At 57.7% G+C, this 21,468-nt stretch carries 17 protein-coding genes and 1 tRNA gene; 7 read left to right on the forward strand and 11 right to left on the reverse strand.

All coding sequences use genetic code 11. The annotated features are described in order from the left end of the window. The first annotated feature begins 4 nt into the window (after positions 1 to 4). The 5 genes from ICA16_RS04750 (at position 5) to ICA16_RS04770 (ending at position 5,886) form a co-directional block, all read left to right on the forward strand. A complete protein-coding gene (locus tag ICA16_RS04750; RefSeq protein WP_210700070.1) occupies positions 5 to 652 on the forward strand; it encodes a response regulator in 648 nt (215 codons plus the stop codon). A 119-nt stretch (positions 653 to 771) separates the two neighbouring features. After that, on the forward strand, positions 772 to 1,374 hold the full coding sequence (locus ICA16_RS04755; protein ID WP_210700071.1) for a fimbrial protein: 603 nt from the start codon (positions 772 to 774) through the stop codon (positions 1,372 to 1,374). Between the two features lie 71 nt (positions 1,375 to 1,445). Continuing rightward, on the forward strand, positions 1,446 to 2,183 hold the full coding sequence (locus ICA16_RS04760) for a fimbrial biogenesis chaperone (RefSeq protein WP_210700072.1): 738 nt from the start codon (positions 1,446 to 1,448) through the stop codon (positions 2,181 to 2,183). A gap of 193 nt (positions 2,184 to 2,376) precedes the next feature. Further along, positions 2,377 to 4,842, forward strand: coding sequence for a fimbria/pilus outer membrane usher protein (locus ICA16_RS04765; protein ID WP_228734127.1), 2,466 nt, complete (start codon positions 2,377 to 2,379; stop codon positions 4,840 to 4,842). Positions 4,843 to 4,941: 99 nt separating this feature from the next. Continuing rightward, positions 4,942 to 5,886 (forward strand): fimbrial protein, encoded by a 945-nt coding sequence (locus ICA16_RS04770; protein WP_150603435.1) that lies wholly within the window; start codon positions 4,942 to 4,944, stop codon positions 5,884 to 5,886. Between the two features lie 167 nt (positions 5,887 to 6,053). On the opposite strand, the gene ICA16_RS04775 is transcribed toward ICA16_RS04770, so the two are convergent. The 8 genes from ICA16_RS04775 to fdnG form a co-directional block, all read right to left on the reverse strand. Next, positions 6,054 to 7,016: a fimbrial protein gene (locus tag ICA16_RS04775; protein WP_191626451.1), complete on the reverse strand. Its 963-nt coding sequence runs from the start codon at positions 7,014 to 7,016 to the stop codon at positions 6,054 to 6,056. A 173-nt stretch (positions 7,017 to 7,189) separates the two neighbouring features. After that, a tRNA-Sec gene (locus ICA16_RS04780) sits at positions 7,190 to 7,285 on the reverse strand. A 6-nt stretch (positions 7,286 to 7,291) separates the two neighbouring features. Continuing rightward, positions 7,292 to 9,208, reverse strand: coding sequence for a selenocysteine-specific translation elongation factor (selB, locus tag ICA16_RS04785; RefSeq protein ID WP_210700074.1), 1,917 nt, complete (start codon positions 9,206 to 9,208; stop codon positions 7,292 to 7,294). Further along, positions 9,205 to 10,617 carry an L-seryl-tRNA(Sec) selenium transferase gene (selA, locus tag ICA16_RS04790; protein ID WP_210700075.1) on the reverse strand — a complete coding sequence of 471 codons (1,413 nt, stop codon included), beginning with the start codon at positions 10,615 to 10,617 and terminating at the stop codon, positions 9,205 to 9,207. The genes selB and selA overlap by 4 nt, the downstream gene beginning before the upstream one ends. Positions 10,618 to 10,665: 48 nt before the next feature. Further along, the gene (fdhE, locus tag ICA16_RS04795) at positions 10,666 to 11,592 is read right to left on the reverse strand and encodes a formate dehydrogenase accessory protein FdhE (protein ID WP_210700076.1); all 927 of its coding nucleotides are present in this window, start codon (positions 11,590 to 11,592) and stop codon (positions 10,666 to 10,668) included. 3 nt (positions 11,593 to 11,595) lie between these two features. Beyond that, complete coding sequence (locus tag ICA16_RS04800; RefSeq protein WP_210554731.1) at positions 11,596 to 12,261, reverse strand: formate dehydrogenase subunit gamma; 666 nt, start codon at positions 12,259 to 12,261, stop codon at positions 11,596 to 11,598. Continuing rightward, positions 12,258 to 13,193, reverse strand: coding sequence for a formate dehydrogenase subunit beta (gene fdxH, locus ICA16_RS04805; protein ID WP_210700077.1), 936 nt, complete (start codon positions 13,191 to 13,193; stop codon positions 12,258 to 12,260). Before fdxH ends, ICA16_RS04800 begins: the two co-directional genes overlap by 4 nt. Beyond that, on the reverse strand, positions 13,194 to 16,259 hold the full coding sequence (fdnG, locus tag ICA16_RS04810; protein ID WP_210700078.1) for a formate dehydrogenase-N subunit alpha: 3,066 nt from the start codon (positions 16,257 to 16,259) through the stop codon (positions 13,194 to 13,196). It abuts the gene before it with no gap. Between the two features lie 298 nt (positions 16,260 to 16,557). On the opposite strand from fdnG, the gene ICA16_RS04815 reads away from it, so the two are divergent. Together ICA16_RS04815 and ICA16_RS04820 are read left to right on the forward strand one after the other, a co-directional pair. Next, positions 16,558 to 17,712: a MalY/PatB family protein gene (locus ICA16_RS04815; RefSeq protein WP_210700079.1), complete on the forward strand. Its 1,155-nt coding sequence runs from the start codon at positions 16,558 to 16,560 to the stop codon at positions 17,710 to 17,712. Positions 17,713 to 17,957: 245 nt separating this feature from the next. Continuing rightward, positions 17,958 to 18,737: a TSUP family transporter gene (locus tag ICA16_RS04820; protein WP_150615690.1), complete on the forward strand. Its 780-nt coding sequence runs from the start codon at positions 17,958 to 17,960 to the stop codon at positions 18,735 to 18,737. On the opposite strand, the gene nudC is transcribed toward ICA16_RS04820, so the two are convergent. From nudC to ICA16_RS04835, 3 genes are all read right to left on the reverse strand, one after another. Beyond that, positions 18,705 to 19,535, reverse strand: a complete 831-nt coding sequence (gene nudC / locus ICA16_RS04825) for an NAD(+) diphosphatase (protein WP_150603426.1) — start codon at positions 19,533 to 19,535, stop codon at positions 18,705 to 18,707. The two genes, ICA16_RS04820 and nudC, sit on opposite strands and share 33 nt — an antisense overlap. Positions 19,536 to 19,540: 5 nt before the next feature. Further along, on the reverse strand, positions 19,541 to 20,353 hold the full coding sequence (locus ICA16_RS04830) for a crotonase/enoyl-CoA hydratase family protein (protein WP_210700080.1): 813 nt from the start codon (positions 20,351 to 20,353) through the stop codon (positions 19,541 to 19,543). 188 nt (positions 20,354 to 20,541) lie between these two features. After that, complete coding sequence (locus ICA16_RS04835; RefSeq protein ID WP_210554727.1) at positions 20,542 to 21,465, reverse strand: magnesium transporter CorA family protein; 924 nt, start codon at positions 21,463 to 21,465, stop codon at positions 20,542 to 20,544. Positions 21,466 to 21,468 lie beyond the last annotated feature (3 nt).

A 21,468-nucleotide genomic window follows, 5' to 3' on the forward strand; every position in this document is an offset into this window, starting at 1 on the left:
TTTCATGAAAAAGTTGAACGTAGTCATTGCTGACGATCACCCGATTGTCCTGCTCGGAGTGCGCGAACTGGTCGAGCGCGATGGTCGCTTTTGCGTGGTAGGCGAAGCTGTCTGCTCACAAGGATTGATCGACCTGCTCAACCTCCATTCGGTAGACATCGTCATCACCGACTACAACATGCCCGCCGACTCGCCCTATGGCGATGGCCTGAAGCTGGTCGAATATCTACAGCGACACTTCCCAGCAGTACAGGTGCTGGTACTGACCATGCTGTCCAATCAACTGATACTCACGCGCTTGCATGAGTTGGGTGTGGCCGGCGTGATTCAAAAGAGTCAATTGCACAATGAGATTCAATTGGCCCTCGAAACCATTGCCCGCAAAGGCCAATACCTCAGCCAGCAACCCGCAGCGCAATCTGTCATCAAGTCCCACGCCGATATCCAACAGCGTTTTTCAATGCTGTCGCCAAAGGAGTTCGAGATTCTTCGGTTGTTTGTGTCTGGAAAAAGCGTCAGTGATATCGCCCGCACTCAAAACCGCAGTACCAAAACAGTCAGCGCGCAGAAGATATCGGCCATGCGCAAACTCGAAGTTTCAAGCGATCAGGACTTGTTGGCTTATTGTCACGCACTCAACGTTTTTAACTAAAAGGGATTAAACGGCCGCGACTATTAAGATTCGTCTGATGTCCTCGAAAGTGCTCGCTGACTATCTTGCTCATGCAATTTCATTCAGCACATTTCACTTTCATATAAATGGACATCATGATGAAAAAGTTCTCCCTTGCTCTTCTTGCTTGCGCAGTATTGGGTGCTTCGTGCAACGCGCTCGCAGAAGATCCAGTAAAATCAACAGAGGGTGGCAGCGGCCAAATCAGCTTTACTGGCGTAATCAACAACGATGCCTGCTCCGTCGACGGCAGCGATGCCAATCGAGTGATCGCTGTCAATATGGGCGATGTTTCGATCAAAGACATGGGCACTGCTGCTAACCCGGCTGGCGGGCGTGTCGCCGGTAACCACTTCAACCTCAACGTCAACTGCAACAAAGGCACCAAAGTCGCGATGATCTTCGATCCGAGCAGCGGCGGCTCCGGTTTTGTCCCTGACGACAAAAAATTGCTGGCACTGACCCCTGGCAACGGCACGGCAACCAACGTCGGTATCGCGTTGCTGGACAGTAACGGCGTGCAAATCAACCTGAGCAACAGAGACGATGCTCGTATCGAAGCCGGCATGCATGGTGCTGGCGAATTCGGTGGCGACAGCACACTGAGCTTTTCTGCCGCCTACGTCACCACAGGCGTGGAAGGCAGCGCTACTGCCGGTCGTGGCGATGCCACCCTGCCCTTCATTCTCGAATACAACTAAGTTCTTGGCGCCTGCCTGAATTCGTGCGAGGCCTCGGCCTCGCCTTTTATCTTGAAACAGCGGTAATCACTATGTTGCGTCAATTCATTTTCGTTCTCCTGGCACTGTTGGTGAGTGCGCAGGCACTGGGTAGTATTTCCTTGAGTGCCACGCGTGTGGTGTTTGATGGGGCTCATAAAGAAGCCAACATCACCGTGCGCAACGGCAACCAGGACGCACTCATTCAATCCTGGATCGACCGGGAAGACACCAGTGATAAAGCGACTCCGTTCGCAGTCACACCGCCATTGGCCCGTGTATTTGCCAAAGAACAACAACTCCTTCGCATTCTTTACGAAGGCCAAGGCATGCCAACCGATAAAGAATCGGTGGTCTGGCTTAATGTCCAAGAGATCCCGCAAACGTCCAAAACTGCCAATACCTTGCAATTGGCCGTGCGCCAACGGATCAAGGTTTTTTTTCGCCCCCCAGGCCTGCCCGGCGACCCGATCCTGGCGCCGACCCAATTGCAGTGGCAAGTCACACAAGAAAACGGCAATGCCGTTCTTATTGTAAAAAACCCCAGCGCGTACCACGTATCAATGGCCGATCTGACACTTCGCGATTCGAAAGGAAGTGAACTTCCATTGGACTCGAAGATGGTCGCGCCGGGAACAGAAGCCAGGTTTTCGCTGAGCCGCTTCCCATCCGGCAGTCCCCCGGTGAGCCTGACGTTTTCCAGCATCAATGACTACGGGGCGATGAGTCATTACCAGGCGTCGCTGATCAACGGCCAAGCCGTCAAAGCCGAACCGACTGAATCCAAGTAACAAGTCCTTGCGCAAGCACCTTCAAACCAGGTGCTCGCTCGCGCTCGGCCAGCGATTGAGTTGCAGGCGCCGATACAGGTTTTATTGCATGCCATTTTCCACTCTAAACAAAACCGGATGTTGTTCAGGGAAGCGCGCGTGCAATTCATATGCTCTCAAGGCATTTGATTCGACAGCATTCAATGCGCTGGCATTGGCCATTTTCATTGGCCTGCCCACTCTCGTGCTGGGTGCAGATGAAGATTTGCAACTGGACGATTACAACACCACGTTCCTGCAAGGTGCGCAGTCCAACGTCGACCTCAAGCTGCTATTGGCAGCCGACAGCGTGCTGCCTGGCAATTATCGAGTCGATCTTTACAGCAATGAAGTGCTGGTCGGTCGGCGCGATATCGATTTTATGCGCAACGCGATCAATGGTCGGGTTGAACCGTGCCTGACGTTTGATCTGCTCAAACAACTGGGCATCGATCTGAATAAACTTCAGGCGCAGGGCACGTTTAACCCGGACGACCCGCAAGCCTGCTATGACTTGCCCGGCATGATTGATCAGGCCAGCGTGCGTTACGACGCGAGTCACCTGCGCCTGGCCGTCAGCGTGCCGCAGATGTCGATGGAGAAAGGCCTTCGCGGCTATGTCGCTCCCGAGTTGTGGGACGAAGGCGTGTCGGCGGCGTTCATCAACTACCAACTCAACACCAATCGCAATGCTGGCGATTACGGCGTCAAGATTTCCAACAACCTGGGGCTGCGCAACGGCATCAACCTCGCTGGCTGGCGCCTGCGCAATGAATCCAACTTCAGCACCGGCACCGGACGCCCGAATACTTTCACCAGCAATCGCACCTACCTGCAGCATGACGTCACCGCGATCAAGGGCCAGTTCAGCGCGGGCGATATCTTTTCTGATCCGGATCTGTTCGACAGCGTGCGCTATCGCGGCCTGAAACTGGCGTCAGACGAAGGCATGCGTGCTGACAGCGAACGCGGATATGCCCCCGTGATTCGGGGTGTAGCGCAGACGAGTGCGAAGGTGGAAATCCGCCAGAACGACTACATCCTTTACACCAGTAACGTGCCGCCGGGGCCGTTCGAGATCAGCGATATTTATCCCAGCGGCTCCAACGGTGATCTGGAAATCACCGTCATCGAAGCTGACGGTACACGTCACGTCACCCGCCAGGCGTTCTCCGCGCTACCGATCATGGTGCGTGAAGGTCAATTGAAGTACAGCGTCTCGGCCGGTGAATACAGCAGCCACGCCGAGGGGGAGAAAAACCCGCAACTGGTCAGTGGCACACTGGCGTACGGCCTCACCAGCAATTTGACCGGCATAGCCGGTGTTCAGGTCAGTGATGGCTACAAAGCGCTGGGATTGGGTATGGGCAAAAACACCTCATTGGGCGCGGTTTCGCTGGATATGACCCACTCCACCAGCGAGGTTGGCGGCGTAACCACCCAAGGTGACAGCGTGCGTGCCCTCTATGCGAAAACGTTCACGGGCACCAACACCAGCTTCACCCTGGCGGCCTACCGCTATTCCACCGAGGGTTTCCGTACCCTGACCGAACACGTGCAGGCCATCAGTGATGACGGCACTCGCAACAGCGGCAGCTCGAAAACCCGCACCGACTTGACCATCAACCAGAGCCTTGGCCGGGATCAACAGCTAGGTAATCTCTATCTGACGGCGAGTGATCAACGCTATTGGAATCGTGGCGGTTCGCGAAGCTTTTCTGCGGGCTACAGCAATAACTGGGGCGACCTGAATTACAACTTCGGCGTCACGCATACCCAGGATCAGGGCTATTACGGTTCGACCAGCAATGACACCCAAATGAGCCTGTCGATCTCCTTTCCTCTTGGTAGAAAAATTCGCGCGCCCCGCGCTTTCATGACCACTACCCGTCAGAAAAACAACAGCAGCACGCAGGCCGGTATCAACGGTTATGTCTCGGAAACCGGTGATACCTTCTACTCCGTACAGGCCGGGAATAGCTCCAGTGGCGGAAATTCAGGTTCGTTCAATCTCAACACCCGCACATCAGTGGGCGACTTGAGCCTGGGCTATAGCGAGGGCCGTGGTTACAAATCACAAAACCTCAACGCGTCAGGATCGGTCGTGGCCCATGCCGGCGGCATTAACCTTGGTCAGACATTGGGCGAAACCTTCGCCTTGGTTGAGGTGCCGGGGGTCAAGGACGCCAAAATCAGCAGTTACAGCGGTGTGACCACCGGCCGAAATGGCTATGCGGTGATCCCCAGTGCGCAACCCTATCGGGTCAACTGGATCACCCTGGACACCCGCGACCTCGGTGCCGATCTCGAAATCGACAACGCCAGCCAACAACGCGTGCCGCGCCGTGGTGCGGTGGTCAAGGCACGTTATGCCGGCAAGACCGGCCGGCGCGTGCAATTTGAACTGTTTGACGCGCAGAAACAGCCGTTACCGTTTGGCGCAATACTTGAGGACAGCGAAGGTAAACAGCTGTCGCTCAGTGATCCAAGTGGGAAAGCGTTGGCATTGATGGAGAAAGAGCAAGGCGTGATCAATATCAAATGGGGCGAAAAACAATGCCAGGCGCCTTATGTATTACCAGCGCAGGATAAAAACCGAAACTACGAGACCTACCAACTAGTTTGTCTGCCTGAGAATTAGCGTACTCCGTCAGCCAGCACCACTAAAAAAAACCCTCAGGTATCACAACCCCGGCGAGAGCCTCTCTCAGTGGACATCAACTAACCTAAAGGATTTAGCATGCCCCTTAAAAAAATAATTATTTTATTCATTCCGCTGGCTGCATTATTTTTCTGGAATACCTCTAATGCCAACTGTCGACTCAAGGAAGGTACGGGCCCTGCGCTTGTAACATTCGCAGGACGTGGAGGTTGGCAAGCTATCGAACCCGGTCTTCCTATGAATACCGTATTGTTTACCACATCTGCTTCAGTGAGCCGTTACCCAGTCGTCATATGCAGCGGCAATAGCCCTTCAGGAGTCATTTCCCGATACACCAATCCGGCTGCAGGCGAAAGTCTATTTCGAGTGGGTACCACCGGACTTTCTTTTAGCATCGAAGGTTCGGACGGTAATCTATTGACATCCTACGGCACCACGTCCAATGGCGAAGGCATGTGGGGTTACACCCACACACGTTTTACCCTGAGAATCGTTAAAACCGGAAAAATCGACACAACTTACGTGTTGGCCAGTGGACAGATCGCTACGCAAAGTGACGGGGGCATAGCTTCATATATATTCAGAACCAACAGCGATAGCGGATTTTATGAGCGCGCTTGCCAAGTGCAACCAGTAGTGGTCGAGATGGGCAACCGTTATATTCATGAAGTTTATGATTCGAGTGACGAAGACCTATCGAAAAGCTTCTCCGTCTCGATTACCGAATGCCCAAAAAGCACCAAAGGACTGACCTTTAGCCTGAAACCTCTCACTCAGGTGATAGATGGGTCCAACGGAGTTATTTCATTGAATAAAGCTTCTAATGCAAAAAATATCGGCATACAAATCACTGACGATTCGGGTAAGGCCATCACTTTCGACAAGGACTATCCTTTATCCTCAAGAGATAGCCAGGGTACCTTTATCCAAACGCTTTCCGCTAAATATATAAATCTGGGAACCGGCCCCATCAAGGCAGGAATCGCGAACTCTGAAATGATGTTCCTGATAAACTACCTGTAACTTTGCCGCAATGATTAATGATACCTCTGCATGAAACCAGACGAGAAAAAATCGGGCTACTGCAATGCAACCCTTCGCCTACCCTCGAAAAAGAATAAACCCAGGCTCCTGCAATTGAGAAGCAAGAGTCTAGTGATTTTTCGGTGTCTTGCGTAAGTTTCAAATACTCATTGATAACTCATGATGAACGTCAGAGAAGTGTCAGCGATTCCTGCCTCTATTGATGCATCGGTTTGAATGTACGATGCACTGAAAGGGATATTGAAATCGCCTCCCGCGCGATCATATCCAGCAAAGTTGTATTCTTTTCCAATCACCACTGGCTGATCATCCCCCCGTGATACCTGCAGCCCTATACCTTTCGCGGTAGAAGATGCATCCAGTGAAACAACGCCCTTATTCGCGTCAATGACTTTCGTGTTCGCCTTTATTGAATACTTGACTGATTTCAGAAAGTTGGGGCATTCGACCAATTGAATATTGAATGCAACAGGATTGGTCTTGCTCCCTATTTTCTTGAATGAACTGGTTTTGTTGTCCCGCGTCATATCGACACTGACATTAGGTGTCTTGCAGGCTCCTGCGACAATATAGACAGGGTTCGACAAATTGAACGTTGCAAACGTTTGGTCGTCACTGGATACCAATGAGGCGAGCACTCCCGCCGGGATCACAGCCCCTTCCTTGATCGGCCCGGTTTGTATAACACGCAATTGGGGGTCGCTCGTAAGGGTCTCTGTGCGTAGCCCGATAGATATATCGCTGAACTGAAGTGGGACCAATGCGATACTCTTGCTATCAAGAGAAAACTGAAGTGCAATACCGGTATCTTTCAATCGGAAAAGCGAAGTACTGAAGTTAGGCTGCGTACCAATCGCAGAATTTAATTTCAGGCCCAAGCTCCCTGTGAACGGGCACGTAATTATCATCTTGCTGCCCATGACTGGCAACGATTCAGTATAAATAACCGGCAAACCGGTAGCATCTCTAGGTGTATTAATAAATTTTGAGCTTGGCCCGTGAGCGCCATAATTTCTAACTTTCCTTAACTCGTCGTTCAAAGAAAAACCGCAATGCCCCCATGCATTCGGAACGACAAAAGACGCCAAAAGCGCAATCCATAACTTCATAAAAAATCCTCGATCGTAGCCGCTCGTGAGCCTTGAACAGGTCACTTGACCGAGCATTCAAACCACTAAACCCAAAGGCGAGAATAAGAACAATCTTAAATGCCACCCGCGAGCTGATGGCCGCCCTGCACATGAATGACCAGCAGAGATCTCAAGGGGATCGTTTCTTGAAATGGCGGAAGGCAGCCGGAGTCGAACCTGCCCGGGAACGGATGCCGTCCCCAACCGGGTTTGAAGCCCGGCCGCGCCACCGGGCGCGATTGCCTTCCTTGAACTCAGTGCGCGTCAGCGGTGGCCAGCGCGTTGTCGTAACGGATTTGGCGTGATTCGCCGCTGCGCCGGGTCAGGCCGAGGCGGTCGAAGTATTCGAGGTATTGAATTGAACGTTTGCGTCCCAAGCCTAGCGCATCGCGGAAGGTTGTCACCTGGATCTGCGGATTTTCCTTGGCCAGTTCCAGCAACACGGCCACCATTTGCCGCAGCATCGCGTCGCTGATAAAAAGGTCGCGCACCACTTGATGCATCAGGCCAAGGCGCGCGAGTTTGCGCAGCAGCAAGCGGACGACGGCGTCGTCCTGCTCAACGGCTTTGGCGATGTCGCGCACCCACGGCGGATCAAATCCGGCCAGTTCGAACAGCGGTTGCAGTAGTTGCCACAGGGTTTCGTCTTCGGCATTCAAGCGCACCTGATGATCCGGCAGGTGCAGCCACGGCCCGCTGGCGTTGATCGAACCGGCACCGAGCAATTCCTCCAACAGACTGACGAAGATAGAACGCTCCAGCGCCAACCCGCTGAAACGCCGCAGACGATCCCGATCCGGGCCCATCTGATCGGGCTCCAGTTCATGAAACTTCGTCAGTTGTTCCAGCAGCGTGAATTTCAACTGGCCCCAACGCTGCACGTTGAACAGCACCGACCCCTGACGCGTATCGATCAACCGAACGTTCTGCGGCAACGACCAGCCTTCGCGGGGACGATTGAACTGGCGTTCCAGCCGCTGTGGATCGAGACCGCTGGTACTGTGATTGAGCAACACCGGCAGCACCTGCTCAAAACGCTCACTGCGCGCCAAGGCTTCAAGTTGCGCCAGTCTTTCGGGGCTGCGACGCTGTCGGGCCGGGGCGAACGGGTCGAGCACCCGGCCGCCGCCGAGGGTGCGTTGCGCACTTTGATCACGCAGGATCAACCGATCACCCTGCACCGCGTGCACCGGCGCGTTGATCAGCAATTGCGCGAACATGCGTTCGCCAGGGTTCAGGCGCGGGCCTTCGAGCAAGGCGACGCGGGCGATCACGTCTTGTGTGCCAAGGTGCAGGTGCACCGGGTGGAAGTGCTCGAAGGGGCGTTCGCCGGGCAACAGTTGAAAATCGATATCGACCCGTTGCGTCGGTGCGTACAGCCACTCGCTCAGCAGCCATTGGCCGCGATGGATTTGTTCCAGTGCCAAGCGATCGCCGCTGATATTCAATGCCACCCGCTGCCCGGCAAACGCATGTTCGGCAGGCTGATTCTGCGCGTGCAAACCACGAACCCTGACCGCTTTGCCGGCGGGACCCAAAACCAGTTTGTCCGCCACCGCGACCAAGCCCGACAGCGCCGTACCGGTGACCACAATCCCCGCGCCGGCAACGCTGAAAGCGCGGTCGATGGCCAGACGAAAACCTCCTTCTCGACTGCGCTCCAGCACTTCGCGTTGGCTCTGCAACAAGATCTGTCGCAACTCATCAATGCCCCGCCCGCTTACGCTCGACACGGCCAAAATCGGCGCCTCGGCGAACGGCCCGGCCTCCAGCAAGTCCAGTGTCTGGCGTTGCACTTCCTCCACCCTGCCCGCCTCGACCCGGTCGCACTTGGTGATCGCCACCACTGCGCGGGGAATGCCGAGCAACTGGACAATCGCCAGATGTTCGCGGGTTTGCGGCATCACGCCGTCATCCGCCGCGATTACCAACAACACCAGATCGATGCCCTGCGCACCGGCGAGCATGTTGTGGGTGAATTTTTCATGGCCGGGCACATCGATAAAACCGGTCAGCCCGGCACCCGGCTCCAGTTCGGCATACAGATAACCAAGGTCGATGGTCATGCCGCGCTCGCGTTCCTGCGGGCGGCGGTCGCCGGTTTGCCCGGTCAGCGCTTGCAGCAACGACGTCTTGCCGTGGTCGATGTGCCCCGCTGTGCCGACAATCATTGCGCGACCTGCAATTGCGGCAACTGCGCCAGCCACGCAGGTTCGTCGTCGAGTTGGCGCAAGTCCAGCCACAACGCGTCGTCGTCAATGCGCCCGAGCACCGGGATCGGCAAGGCACGCAGCGCGGCTTCAAGGTTAAGCAGATGACGGCCGCGTAATCGCCTGGACACTTGCGGACGCAAACACAGCGCCGCACTGGGCAAGCGCGCCACCGGTTGGCTGCCGCTGCCGATCATGCCCAGTGAATGCACGGCAGCAACACTCCAGACCTCGCCCAAAGCGTCAGCCATGGCCGGTTGCAATCGTGACGCCTGCGCAAAAATGTCGGATTGCGCACGGGTCAGCAGGCGCAGACTCGGCAATCGCTCGGCCAGTCGATCCGGATCGCGATACAGACCGAGCACTGCTTCCAGCGCCGCCAAGGTCAGCTTGTCGACACGCAATGCGCGCTTCAGCGGGTTCTTCTTGATCTTCGCGATCAGCGCTTTGCTGCCGACGATCAATCCGGCCTGCGGGCCGCCGAGCAACTTGTCGCCGCTGAAGGTGACGATATCGGCGCCATCGAGCAGCGCTTGTCGCACCGTCGGTTCCGCCGGCAAACCCCAGCGCGTCAAATCCAGCAGACTGCCGCTGCCCAGATCCTCCAACAACGGCAGCCCGTGACGATGCGCCAACTCGGCCAACTCGGCGGTCGCCACCCGCGCCGTAAAACCCTCAATGCTGTAATTGCTCGCATGCACACGCATGATCAAACCACTGCGCGGGCTGATCGCTGCTTCATAGTCGCGAGCATGGGTGCGATTGGTGGTGCCGACCTCATGCAAACGCACGCCGGCGCGGGCCATGATGTCGGGGATGCGAAACGCGCCGCCGATCTCGATCAACTCGCCGCGAGAGATAATGCCTTCCTTGCGCGCACCTAGACTGTTGAGCGTCAGCAGCACCGCAGCGGCATTGTTGTTGACCACGGTGACGGCTTCGGCGCCGGTCAGTTCGCGGATCAGACCTTCGATCAGATCATCACGATCGCCGCGTTTACCGCTGGCCAGATCGAATTCCAGATTGAGCGGATAACGCGCTGCCATTTGCACCGCTTCAATCGCTTCTTCAGGCAATAGTGCCCGGCCGAGATTGGTGTGCAACACCGTGCCGGTCAGATTGAACACCCGCCGGATCTGGCTGCGTTGTTGCTGTGCAAGACGTTCGCCGACCCGCCCGGCGAGCACTTCAGGACTGATTTCAACAGCGGACAACTGCCCGTTCAACACACTCGAACGCAATTCATCCAGCAGCAGCCGCAAACTCGCCAGCAACGCCTCACGCCCATAACGCTCGGCCAGCAGCAGACACGCCGGGTGACGCAACAAACCATCAATGGAAGGTAATCGCAGGGCAACACTTGCAGACATCTGCCACTCCCGAAACAAAAGACTGTCCGGCGAGTGTAGACGCTGCGGTCATTCGTCTCCCGGCGCCAGCAACAGATTGGGTGCCAGGCGCTGATAGCCGTCCTGCGCCAGACGCATGTCCAGCAGCAGACTGCTGAGGTCCGCCGACAAGGCCTCGGCGTCGGCATCGTTCTCCAGATAGAGCAATTTCAGATAACTGTTGCAGCCCGGACAGACTTCGGCACGCAGCGGCGCCTGATTGGCGGCGTGGCGATCGTCCTCAAAACTCAGGTAGTCGAGGCCTTTGCTTGACTCGCAATACACGCATTTGACCCGCACCACGTGCCATTCACAGGCGCACAGCGAACACACCAGATAGCGCAAGCCGTTGTGTTTACTGCGATGGCGAATGACGCCGATCATGGCCGGTGAACCACAGGCCGGGCATTGGCTGAGGCTGTCGCCGGGTTTAAGTTGCAGGTTGGGTGCGCTGAGCAGCCAGTGGCTCCACGCCGCTTGCAACGCCGCGCCCAAAAACGGCACCAGTTGCGCCGGCACCATGGAATATTGGCCGCTGACCAGCGCCACCCCCCAACTGCGCAATTGCCCAGAATCGGCGCTGCGCAATGTGGCGATCGCGTCGATCACAGCGGGTTGCTCGGGTGCTGTGTAACGCTGCAACAAAGCCTCCAGCCAGGCTTGCCAGTCATCTTCGCGGATCAAGGTATCGGCGCCGAACGGTGGCAAACCGTGTTGCTGACACAGCGCAAGACGCTGCTGATCAACCGGTTCGGTCGACGGCGGATCATCCAGCACTTGCTGCTGAGCTCGGCACAAACCGGCGATCAAGCGCAGATACTCGGCCAACGGATGCCCCTCGGCCAGTCGCTCCAGACGTTCGGCGCGCAGGGTGAAAAGGTTGTGCGGTGGCAGGTGCAGAAACGGCGGCGAACTGGCCGCCGCTTCGATTTCTCCGGGTTCAAGAATGCTTGGCAAAAGTCAGCCCTTTTTGGTGATCGGTCGCTCAGGCACGTCCGGTTGACGCTCATCGCGGGTGATGTCGCGATACCACAGTGCATGGTGTTTCTTCGCCCAGGCGCGGCTGACCCAACCATGCAGCATCGCGTCGACCGAGCCCTTGATCCACAGCCCGGCGTAGATGTGAATGATGATGCTGAGGATCAGCACAAACCCGGCCAGTGCATGCAGCAGCATCGACCAGCGAATCAGGGTGATGCCAAAAAACGCGCTGAACCAAGCGCGCCAGATCACCAACCCGGTGAACAGCAACGCAAGCATGCACAGCAGTAAAGTCCAGAACAGCAGCTTTTGCCCGGCGTTGTACTTGCCAACCGGTGGCACGGATTCTTCGTCGTTGACCATGACCCGATCAATGCGCCGCAGCCACTGCCGGTCGTTGGCGATAAAGAAGTTGGCACGCCAGAAATTGAACACCAGCCCGAGAAACAACACGAACATCGCCACACCCATGTACGGATGCAGAATCCGCGTCCAAGGCCCACCGCCGAACAGATGCGTCAGCCAGAACATCGATGGATGAAACAGCGCCAGCCCCGACAGCCCGGCCATGAAAAACAGAATCGCCACCAGCCAGTGATTGGTGCGCTGGTTGGCGGTGTAACGCAGGATCGTCTTGTTGCTCATGGCCGGTCCTCCCCGCGTGGGTCGAAGGTGTGCACCGCCGGATCAACGACATGCACCGAGGTGTCGGGAGCTGTCGGATGCTCATCCTCTTCAACCCGGTTCGGGCCGATGCGCACGTAGTGGAAGAACCCGGCCAGCACCGCCGCGCCCATTGCCAGCAACCCCAGCGGTTTGCTGATGCCTTTCCACAAACCCACCAGCGGACTGATGGCCGGCGCGTCGGGCAGACCGGCGTAAATCCTCGGCGTGTCGGCGTGGTGCAGCACGTACATGACGTGAGTGCCGCCGACCCCGACCGGATCATACAAACCGGCATTTTCAAAGCCACGGCTTTTCAGGTCGACGATACGTTCGGCGGCGTGTTCCTTCATGTCTTCCTTGGTGCCGAAGACGATGGCGCCGGTCGGGCAGGTTTTCACGCAGGCCGGCTCCAGCCCCACCGCGACTCGATCCGAACACAGGGTGCACTTGTACGCCTTGTGATCTTTTTGCGAGATACGCGGAATGTTGAACGGGCACCCGGTGATGCAATAACCGCAACCGATGCAGTGATCCTGATCGAAGTCGACGATGCCGTTGGCGTGCTTGATGATCGCGCCGGGGCTCGGACATGCCGCCAGGCACCCCGGCTCGGCGCAGTGCATGCAGCCGTCCTTGCGGATCAGCCATTCGAGATTACCGGCGTCGGTTTCATGCTCGGTGAAGCGCATCAGCGTCCAGGACTCTGCGCTCAGGTCCTGCGGATTGTCGTAAGTGCCGTGGTTATGGCCGACCTCGTCGCGCAGTTCGTTCCATTCCGAACAGGCGACCTGGCAGGCCTTGCAACCGATGCATTTGGTGGTGTCGATCAGCTTGGCCACCGCCTCCTGATTTCGCACCGAGGGCGGCATCGTGGTGGTGGCCGAGCGGGCAATGATGTCTTGGCTGGCCATTTACAGTTTCTCCACGTTGACCAGGAATGACTTGGATTCCGGGGTCTGTGTGTTGCCATCGCCGAGGAACGGCACCAGGGTGTTGGTCAGATAACCGTGACGCGTCAGGCCGGTAAAACCCCAGTGCAACGGGATGCCGATCTGATGCACCACCTGGCCGTTGACCTGCAACGGCCGGATCCTTTTGGTCACCACCGCGACCGCCTCAATGAACCCGCGTTTGCAACTGACCCGCACCCGATCACCGGCCGCGATGCCCTTCTCTTTCGCCAGCACTTCGCCGATTTCGACGAATTGTTCAGGCTGGGCAATCGCGTTCAACTTGCAGTGCTTGCTCCAGAAGTGGAAATGCTCGGTCAGGCGATAGCTGGTGCCGGCGTACGGGAAGTCCTTGGCTTCGCCGAGGGTTTCCCAGACCGAATCGAAGATCCGCGCTGCCGGGTTGCTGGTGGCCTGCTTGTTTTGCGGGTGCAGCGGGTTGATGCCGATGGGGGTTTCGAACGGCTCGTAGTGCTCGGGGAATGGCCCTTCATTCATCTTGTCGACGGCGAAGAACCGCGCCACGCCTTCCGGGTTCATGATGAACGGATTCATCCCGGCTTCCGGCGGCACGTCGGCCTTGTAGTCCGGCACATCGGTGCCGGTCCAGACTTTGCCGTTCCACCAGACCAGACGCTTTTTCGGGTCCCACGGTTTGCCCGCAACGTCTGCGGAAGCGCGGTTGTAGAGAATCCGCCGATTGGCCGGCCAGGCCCACGCCCATCCCTGGTGTTGATGCATGCCATATGGATCGGCATTGTCGCGCCGCGCCATCTGATTACCGGCCTCGGTCCAGCTGCCGGCGAAGATCCAGCAACCGGACGCGGTGCTACCGTCGTCCTTGAGCAAACCGAACCCGGCCAGTTGCGTGCCAGCCTTGACCGTGGCGCCGGTGGCATCGGTAAAGTCTGTAACGGCGCTGCCGTTGATCTCTTTGGCCAACTCTTCCGGGGACGGTTCGTCGGCAATCTTGTACGGCCACGTCAGTTTCAGCAGTGGGTCGGGAAACTTGCCGCCCTCAGCCTGATAACGCTTGCGCAGGCGCAGGAACAGCTCGCTCATGATGCGGATGTCGGTCTGCGCTTCGCCCGGGCCATCGGCGCCCTTCCAGTGCCATTGCAGCCAGCGGCTGCTGTTGACCAACGAGCCGTCCTCTTCAGCGAAACATGTTGTCGGCAGGCGAATGACTTCAGTCTGGATCTCGTCGGTTTTCACATCGTTGTACGGCCCGACGTTGTGCCAGAACTCCGAAGTCTCGGTGGCCAGCGGGTCCATCACCACCAGCCATTTGAGTTTGGCCAACGCGCCCATCACGCGGTTCTTGTCGGGCAACGCGGCGATGGGATTAAAGCCCTGGCAGAAGTAGCCATTGACCTTGCCCTGGCTCATCAGGTCGAACATCTTCAACACGTCGTAGTTGGGGATGTCGAGTTTCGGCAAATGGTCGTAGAGCCAATTGTTCTCGGCCGTGGCGTGGGCGCCGTACCACGACTTCATGAGGCTGACGTGGAATTTGCTGTAGTTCTGCCAGTATGAGAGTTGCCCCGGCCGCAACGGCACTTGCGTGCGTTTGTGGATGTAGGTGGCGTAATCCTGCTCGGTATCGGTGCCCAGCGACAGATAGCCCGGCAGCGCATTGGAGAGCAATCCGAGGTCGGTCAGGCCCTGAATGTTCGAGTGCCCGCGCAAGGCATTCACCCCGCCGCCCGGCATGCCGACGTTGCCCAGCAACAGTTGCACCATCGCCGCACTGCGGATGATCTGCGCGCCGATCGAGTGCTGCGTCCAGCCGAGCGCGTAGAGAATCGTCATGGTCTTGCCCGGTATCGAGCACGTGGCGATTTCGTCCCAGATTTTCTGCATGGCATCGACCGGCATCCCGCAGATCTGGCTCGCGAGGTCGATGGTGTAGCGGCTGTAATGCTGTTTCATCAATTGGTAGACGCAGCGCGGGTCTTGCAGGGTCGGGTCGACTCGGACGAAGCCGTCCTCGCCCATTTCGTAACCCCAACCGGATTTGTCGGTATAGCTGCGCTTGGCCACGTCGTAGCCACTGAAGATGCCGTCCTCGAAGCCATATCCGGCTTTGACGATGAACGACACGTCGGTGTAGTTGCGCACGTATTCGTGCTGGATCTTGTCTTCGGTCAGCAGGTAGTTGATCAAACCGCCCATGAAGGCGATGTCGGTACCGGTGCGGATCGGCGCGTAATAGTCGGCCACCGAAGCGGTCCGGGTAAAACGCGGGTCGACCACGATCAGCCGCGCGGCGTTATGCGCCTTGGCTTCGGTCACCCATTTGAAGCCGCACGGATGCGCTTCTGCTGCGTTGCCGCCCATCACCAGGATCAGATTCGCGTTAGCGATATCGGTCCAGGTATTGGTCATTGCTCCACGGCCGTACGTCGGGGCAAGACTTGCCACCGTCGGACCGTGTCAGACACGCGCCTGGTTATCGAACCCCAATAAACCGAGGCTGCGAATCACCTTCTGGGTGATGTAGCCCGCTTCGTTGGACGCCGCCGAGGCCGCGAGGAAACCGGTGGTCAGCCAGCGATTCACCGTTTGCCCGTTGGCATTTTTCTCGATGAAATTGGCGTCGCGGTCGGTTTTCATCAGGTCGACGATGCGATCCAGCGCTTCATCCCAACTGATCCGTGTCCATTCGCTGCTGCCGGGTTTGCGCGTCTGCGGATACAGCAAACGGCCCGGGCTGTGAATGAAGTCCAGCAGGCCCGCGCCTTTTGGACAGAGGGTGCCGCGGTTGACCGGGTGGTCGGCGTCGCCCTCGATGTGGATGATATTTTGCGCGACATTCTTCCCGGCATCGCCCTGGCTGTACATGATCAAGCCGCAACCGACCGAGCAATACGGGCAGGTGTTGCGGGTTTCATGGGTGTGGGCAAGCTTGAAGTGACGCACCTGCTCGGCGAAGGCAATCGTCGGGGCCATGCCCAACGCGCCCAGGCTTGAGCCTGCAAGGCCGATACCGGCGACCTTGAAGAACTGACGACGGCTGAGATCCATCGTGCACTCCTGATCAGGTGGAACCCGGTACTGATGCCGGGCTTTATCTGGACAATCACGGTTGCGGCAACGGGTGCCAGCCTTTTCACTGTAGACAATGACCACACAGACTGTGTGAAAACCGACCGTCGGCCGTTTGTCGGGGCGCAACCGAGTCTGTGTAGGAGCTGCCGAAGGCTGCGATCTTTTGATCCGGTTTTTAAAAACAAAATCAAAAGATCGCAGCCTTCGGCAGCTCCTACAGGGGTTCAAGGTTTATCATGTCCGGCAGAACTCACCCGCCTTCACGAGACCGCGCATGACTTTCGATTTTGATCAGGTATTCGACCGCCACAAGACGGGCAGCACCAAGTGGAGCCGCTACTCGGCCGACGTGTTGCCGATGTGGGTCGCTGATATGGATTTCGCCGCGCCGCCGGTGGTCATCGAGGCGCTGCAACAGCGCTTGCTGCACCCGCTGGTGGGTTACAGCGTCGCGCAGGACAACCTGCGTGAAGCCATCGTTGCCGACCTCTGGACCAAGTTCGCCTGGAAAGTCCAGCCGCAAGAACTGATCTTCCTGCCGGGCGTTGAATCCGGTTTCAACATGGCGCTCAAGGCGCTGGTGCAGCCGCAGCAGAATGTCGTGGTGCAAGTACCGAACTACCCGCCACTGCGCCATGCGCCGGCCCATTGGGGTTTGAACAAGGTTGAGCTGGAATTCGTGCCGCAGGCTGACGGCACCTACGCCACGCCGCTGGACACTTTGCGTGATTCGCTGAACGGCGGCGGCGCGCTGCTCTTGAGCAATCCGCACAACCCGATCGGCAAAGTGTTCGGCCGCGATGAGCTGCAAGCGGTGGCGGACATCTGCGTGGCGCAGGACGCATGGATCATCTCCGACGAAATCCACGCCGAGCTGTGCTTCGATGGCCGCGTGCACATTCCGACCGCTTCGCTGAGCGCAGAAATCGCCCAGCGCACGATCACCCTGATGTCGGCGAGCAAGGCCTACAACATCGCCGGTCTCAAGACCTCGTTCATGATCATTCAGGACGCCGCCCTGCGCGAACGCGTCAACCACGCCCGTTGCGGCATGGTCGACAGCGTCAATCCGCTGGGCATGGAAGCCACCCGCGTCGCTTACAGCGAAGGTGGGCCATGGCTGGCCGAGTTGAAAACCTACCTGCAGGCCAACCGTGATTATCTGGTTGAAGCGGTTCGCAGCCGTTTGCCGGGCGTGACCATTAATGTGCCGCAGGGGACTTATCTGGCCTGGCTCGATTGTTCGGCTCTGGATCTGGAAAACCCGCAGCAGTTCTTTCTGGAACAGGGCAAGGTCGGTTTGAGCGCCGGGCTGGACTTTGGCGATCAGAATCAGCAGTTCGTGCGGCTGAACTTTGGGTGCCCGCGGTCGTTGCTGGAAGAAGGGATTGCGCGGATGGAACGCGCGTTGGCCAATCGCAACGCCTGACTCTTAGCAAGCACAACACCCCTGTAGGAGCTGCGGCACGCTGCGATTTTTTGATTTTGATTCTGAATTTCAAGATCAAAAGATCGCTGCCTCGTTGCACTCGAAAGCTCCTACAGGGTTTTGGGAACAACTCTAAGACCTGCTCGCGAAGACTTCAGTCGTCTCGCCGCAACACTTGGATACAGGTAACATGGCGGCCCTTCCCCGCAGCTCCGATCTGCGCCCCTGCCGAATAAGTCGACTCCATGCCTTTTGAACTCAGCGTTGACCTCACCACTTTGGCCATTCTGGCCGTTGTCGCTTTCGTTGCCGGTTTCATCGATGCCATCGCTGGCGGCGGCGGTCTGTTGACCACGCCTGCGCTGCTGACTGCTGGCCTGCCGCCGCATCTGGTACTGGGCACCAATAAGCTGAGTTCAACCTTCGGTTCGGCGACGGCCAGTTTCACTTTCTACCGGCGCAAGCTGTTTCATCCTCGCCAGTGGATGCACGCGATTGTCGGCACCCTGGTCGGTGCGTTGACCGGCGCCGTCGTCGCCCATTACCTGCCGGCGGAATGGCTGAACAAAATGCTCCCGGTGATCGTCTTTGCCTGCGGCCTGTATCTGCTGTTCGGCGGCACGCCAAAAGCGCCGCTGGACAGCGACGCACCGATCAAGAAGAAATGGCAATCGACCCAAGGCTTCAGCCTCGGTTTCTACGACGGTGTGGCCGGTCCCGGCACGGGCGCGTTCTGGACCGTCAGCAGCCTGCTGCTGTACCCGATCGACCTGGTCAAGGCCAGCGGCGTGGCGCGCAGCATGAACTTCGTCAGCAACATTGCGGCGCTGTCGGTGTTCATATTTTCCGGGCAAGTTGACTGGATCATCGGCCTGAGCATGGGCCTGTCGGTGATGGTTGGTGCTTTCTTTGGCGCGCGCACCGCAATCAGCGGTGGCGCCAAGTTCATTCGTCCGGTGTTCATCACCGTGGTGCTGGGCTTGACCGTGCGCCTAGCCTGGCAACACTGGTTCAGCGTGGCCTAAGCGCCGCGCCACATAGACGTCGATCAGGTAACGGGCAATTGATTTTGATGCCGGCAACGGCGGCAGATCGTGCACGTTGAACCACTGGGCGTCTTCAATCTCGTCTTCCTGACAGACAATCTCGCCGCCCGCGTATTCAGCGTGAAAACCCAGCATCATCGAGTGCGGGAACGGCCAGCACTGGCTGCCCAGATACTGGATGTTCTTCACTTCGATCTGCACTTCTTCGCGCACCTCGCGAATCAGGCATTCCTCCGCCGACTCGCCCGGTTCGGCGAAACCGGCCAGCGTGCTGTAGACCCCACTGACAAACCGCGGTGAGCGTGCCAGCAGAATCTCGTCGCCCCGGGTGATCAGCACGATCATGCTCGGCGAAATCCGCGGATAACTGCGCAGATCACAGGGCTGGCAATACATCGCCCGCTCGCGCGGCACTTGCGTCATGGCTTGCCCGCAATTGCCACAGAAGCGGTGTTCACGGGCCCAAGTGCCGATCTGCGCGGCATAACCCAGCACTTTGTAGATCGTGTGATCGCCGTCGAGCATGAACGCCCGCAGGCCTTTCCAGCTGCAACCCATGACCTCGCTGGCACTGCGCAACTCCAGCAGGTACACCGGCTCGCCATCGAGGTGGCCGATGCCATGCTCGGCCAGCACCGACAAGTCCTGGCGCTTGAGCCACTCCCGCGGGAACAGCGCGCCGTTGTCGTCGAACAGAAAGCCTTCGGGGCTACGCGCCACGGCCAAGCCGCCGGGTTGATCGGTGTCCAGTACTGCAGTGGTCCAGCGAGATGTCATGGTTCTCAATCCACAAATTCGGGTTTCTGTTTGCTCATATGGGCGGCCATGGCCACGCGCAAGTCGGTGGATTGCAACATGGCGGCGTTCCAGGTGGCAACGTATTCGAGGCCGTCGTCGATGCGATGGTCGCGCATGTAGCTGATCATTTCCTTGGTGCCGGCAATTGCGATGGGCGACTTGGACGCGATGTCGCGAGCGATGTCCAGCACGCCTTCGAGCAGCGCGTCGTTGTCACTGTAAACGCGATTGACCAGACCGATGCTGCGCGCTTCTTCAGCGCCAAAGTGGCGACCGGTGTAAGCCAGTTCACGCAGCATGCCGTCCCCGATGATCCGTGGCAACCGTTGCAAAGTGCCAACATCGGCGGCCATGCCGATATCGATTTCCTTGATCGAGAATTGCGCGTCTTCAGCTGCGTAACGCATATCGCAGGCGGCGATCAGATCGATGGCGCCGCCCAGGCAGTAACCCTGAATCGCCGCAAGCACCGGTTTGCGGCAATTGTCGACGGCGTTGAACGAGGCTTGCAGGGTCAGGATCTTTTTGCGCAGCAGGCGCGCGTTGCGGCCGACATCCTTGCCCAGTTCATTGGCGACGCCGGCGAGCATCATCAGGTCGATGCCGGAGGAAAAGTGTTTACCGTTGCCGCTGAGCACCACCACGCGCACTTCGTCGGTGTCGTCGACCCACTGGAAAATCTCGACGATCTCGCTCCAGAACGCGGCGTTCATCGAGTTGATCTTTTCCGGACGATTGATCTGCACATGGGCGATATTGTCGGCCAGTTCGACGCTGAAGGCGGTGTATTGAGACATGGCAGTGATCCTTTACCGGGCTGAAAATGAGGCCCGAACTATAACAAGGCATCACGGTGGCGGTTCGGCCAAATGCGGGACTGTGAGAAATACATAAACCGTGTAGGAGCTGCCGAAGGCTGCGATCTTTTGATCTTGAAAATCAAAAGATCGCAGCCTTCGGCAGCTCCTACAGGGATTACCAACGATCAACTGGCCAAACGCCGTAGCCCAAACAACATCCCTCCCGCTCCTAGCAACATCGCCGCCAAAAACAGCGGATACGACACCCACCACGGTGTTCCCGCGGTCATCATGCTGAACTCCGACATCCCGCCAATGCTCGCAATCAGGTTCAACGGCAAAAACACCACGTTGATCAACGTCAGTTTGCGCAACAGGTTGTTCATGCTGTTGTTCATCAGGTTGCCGCGCGCGTCGATCAACCCGGAGAACACCGTGGAATAAATCTCCGCCTGTTTGTAGCACTGGTTGTTTTCGATGATCAGGTCGTCGATCAGGCCGATCGCTTCACTGTTGAAATGCAGTTTTTCGGCGTGGTTGCGCAGCCGCGTGAGCACCGCGCCGTTGCTGTGCAGGGCGTTGATGTAATAGATCAGGCTTTCGCTGAGGTTGAACATCTGCACCAGATGCTGGTTCTGCATCGAGGCGTTGAATTTTTGCTGCAACTCGCGGGCGACCAGTTTGATCACCTTCAAGTGCCCGAGGTAGTGATGGATGTTGTTGAACAGCAGGTCGAGCAGAACATCCAGCGGCGTGTTTAACGGCTGGCGAGTGCCGAGGCCGTGCAGCGGCGTGTCGTCGGTGGCGATCACCAGCAACTGCCCGGGCGAGAACAGCAAACCGCACGAAGACACCTCAAACGCAAGGCTGCCGCCACCGGAATAGTTTTCCGGGCGCTTCCAGATCAGGAACAAGTGATCGGGGTGAAACTCGATTCGCGACACTTCGTCCGGATCGAGTGCCGAGGCCAGTGCGTGTTCATCGACTTTGAAATGACTGTGCAGCAGGTCACGCTCGGCGGCGTCGGGATCGCTGAACAGCATCACCTCGGCGTCCAGTCGTTCGACCCGCTGCAAAGCACCATGGCTCAATGCAAAACTGTTGATCATCGG

The organism is Pseudomonas anatoliensis (assembly GCF_017976235.1).
In the GTDB taxonomy this organism is placed as follows: domain Bacteria; phylum Pseudomonadota; class Gammaproteobacteria; order Pseudomonadales; family Pseudomonadaceae; genus Aquipseudomonas; species Aquipseudomonas anatoliensis.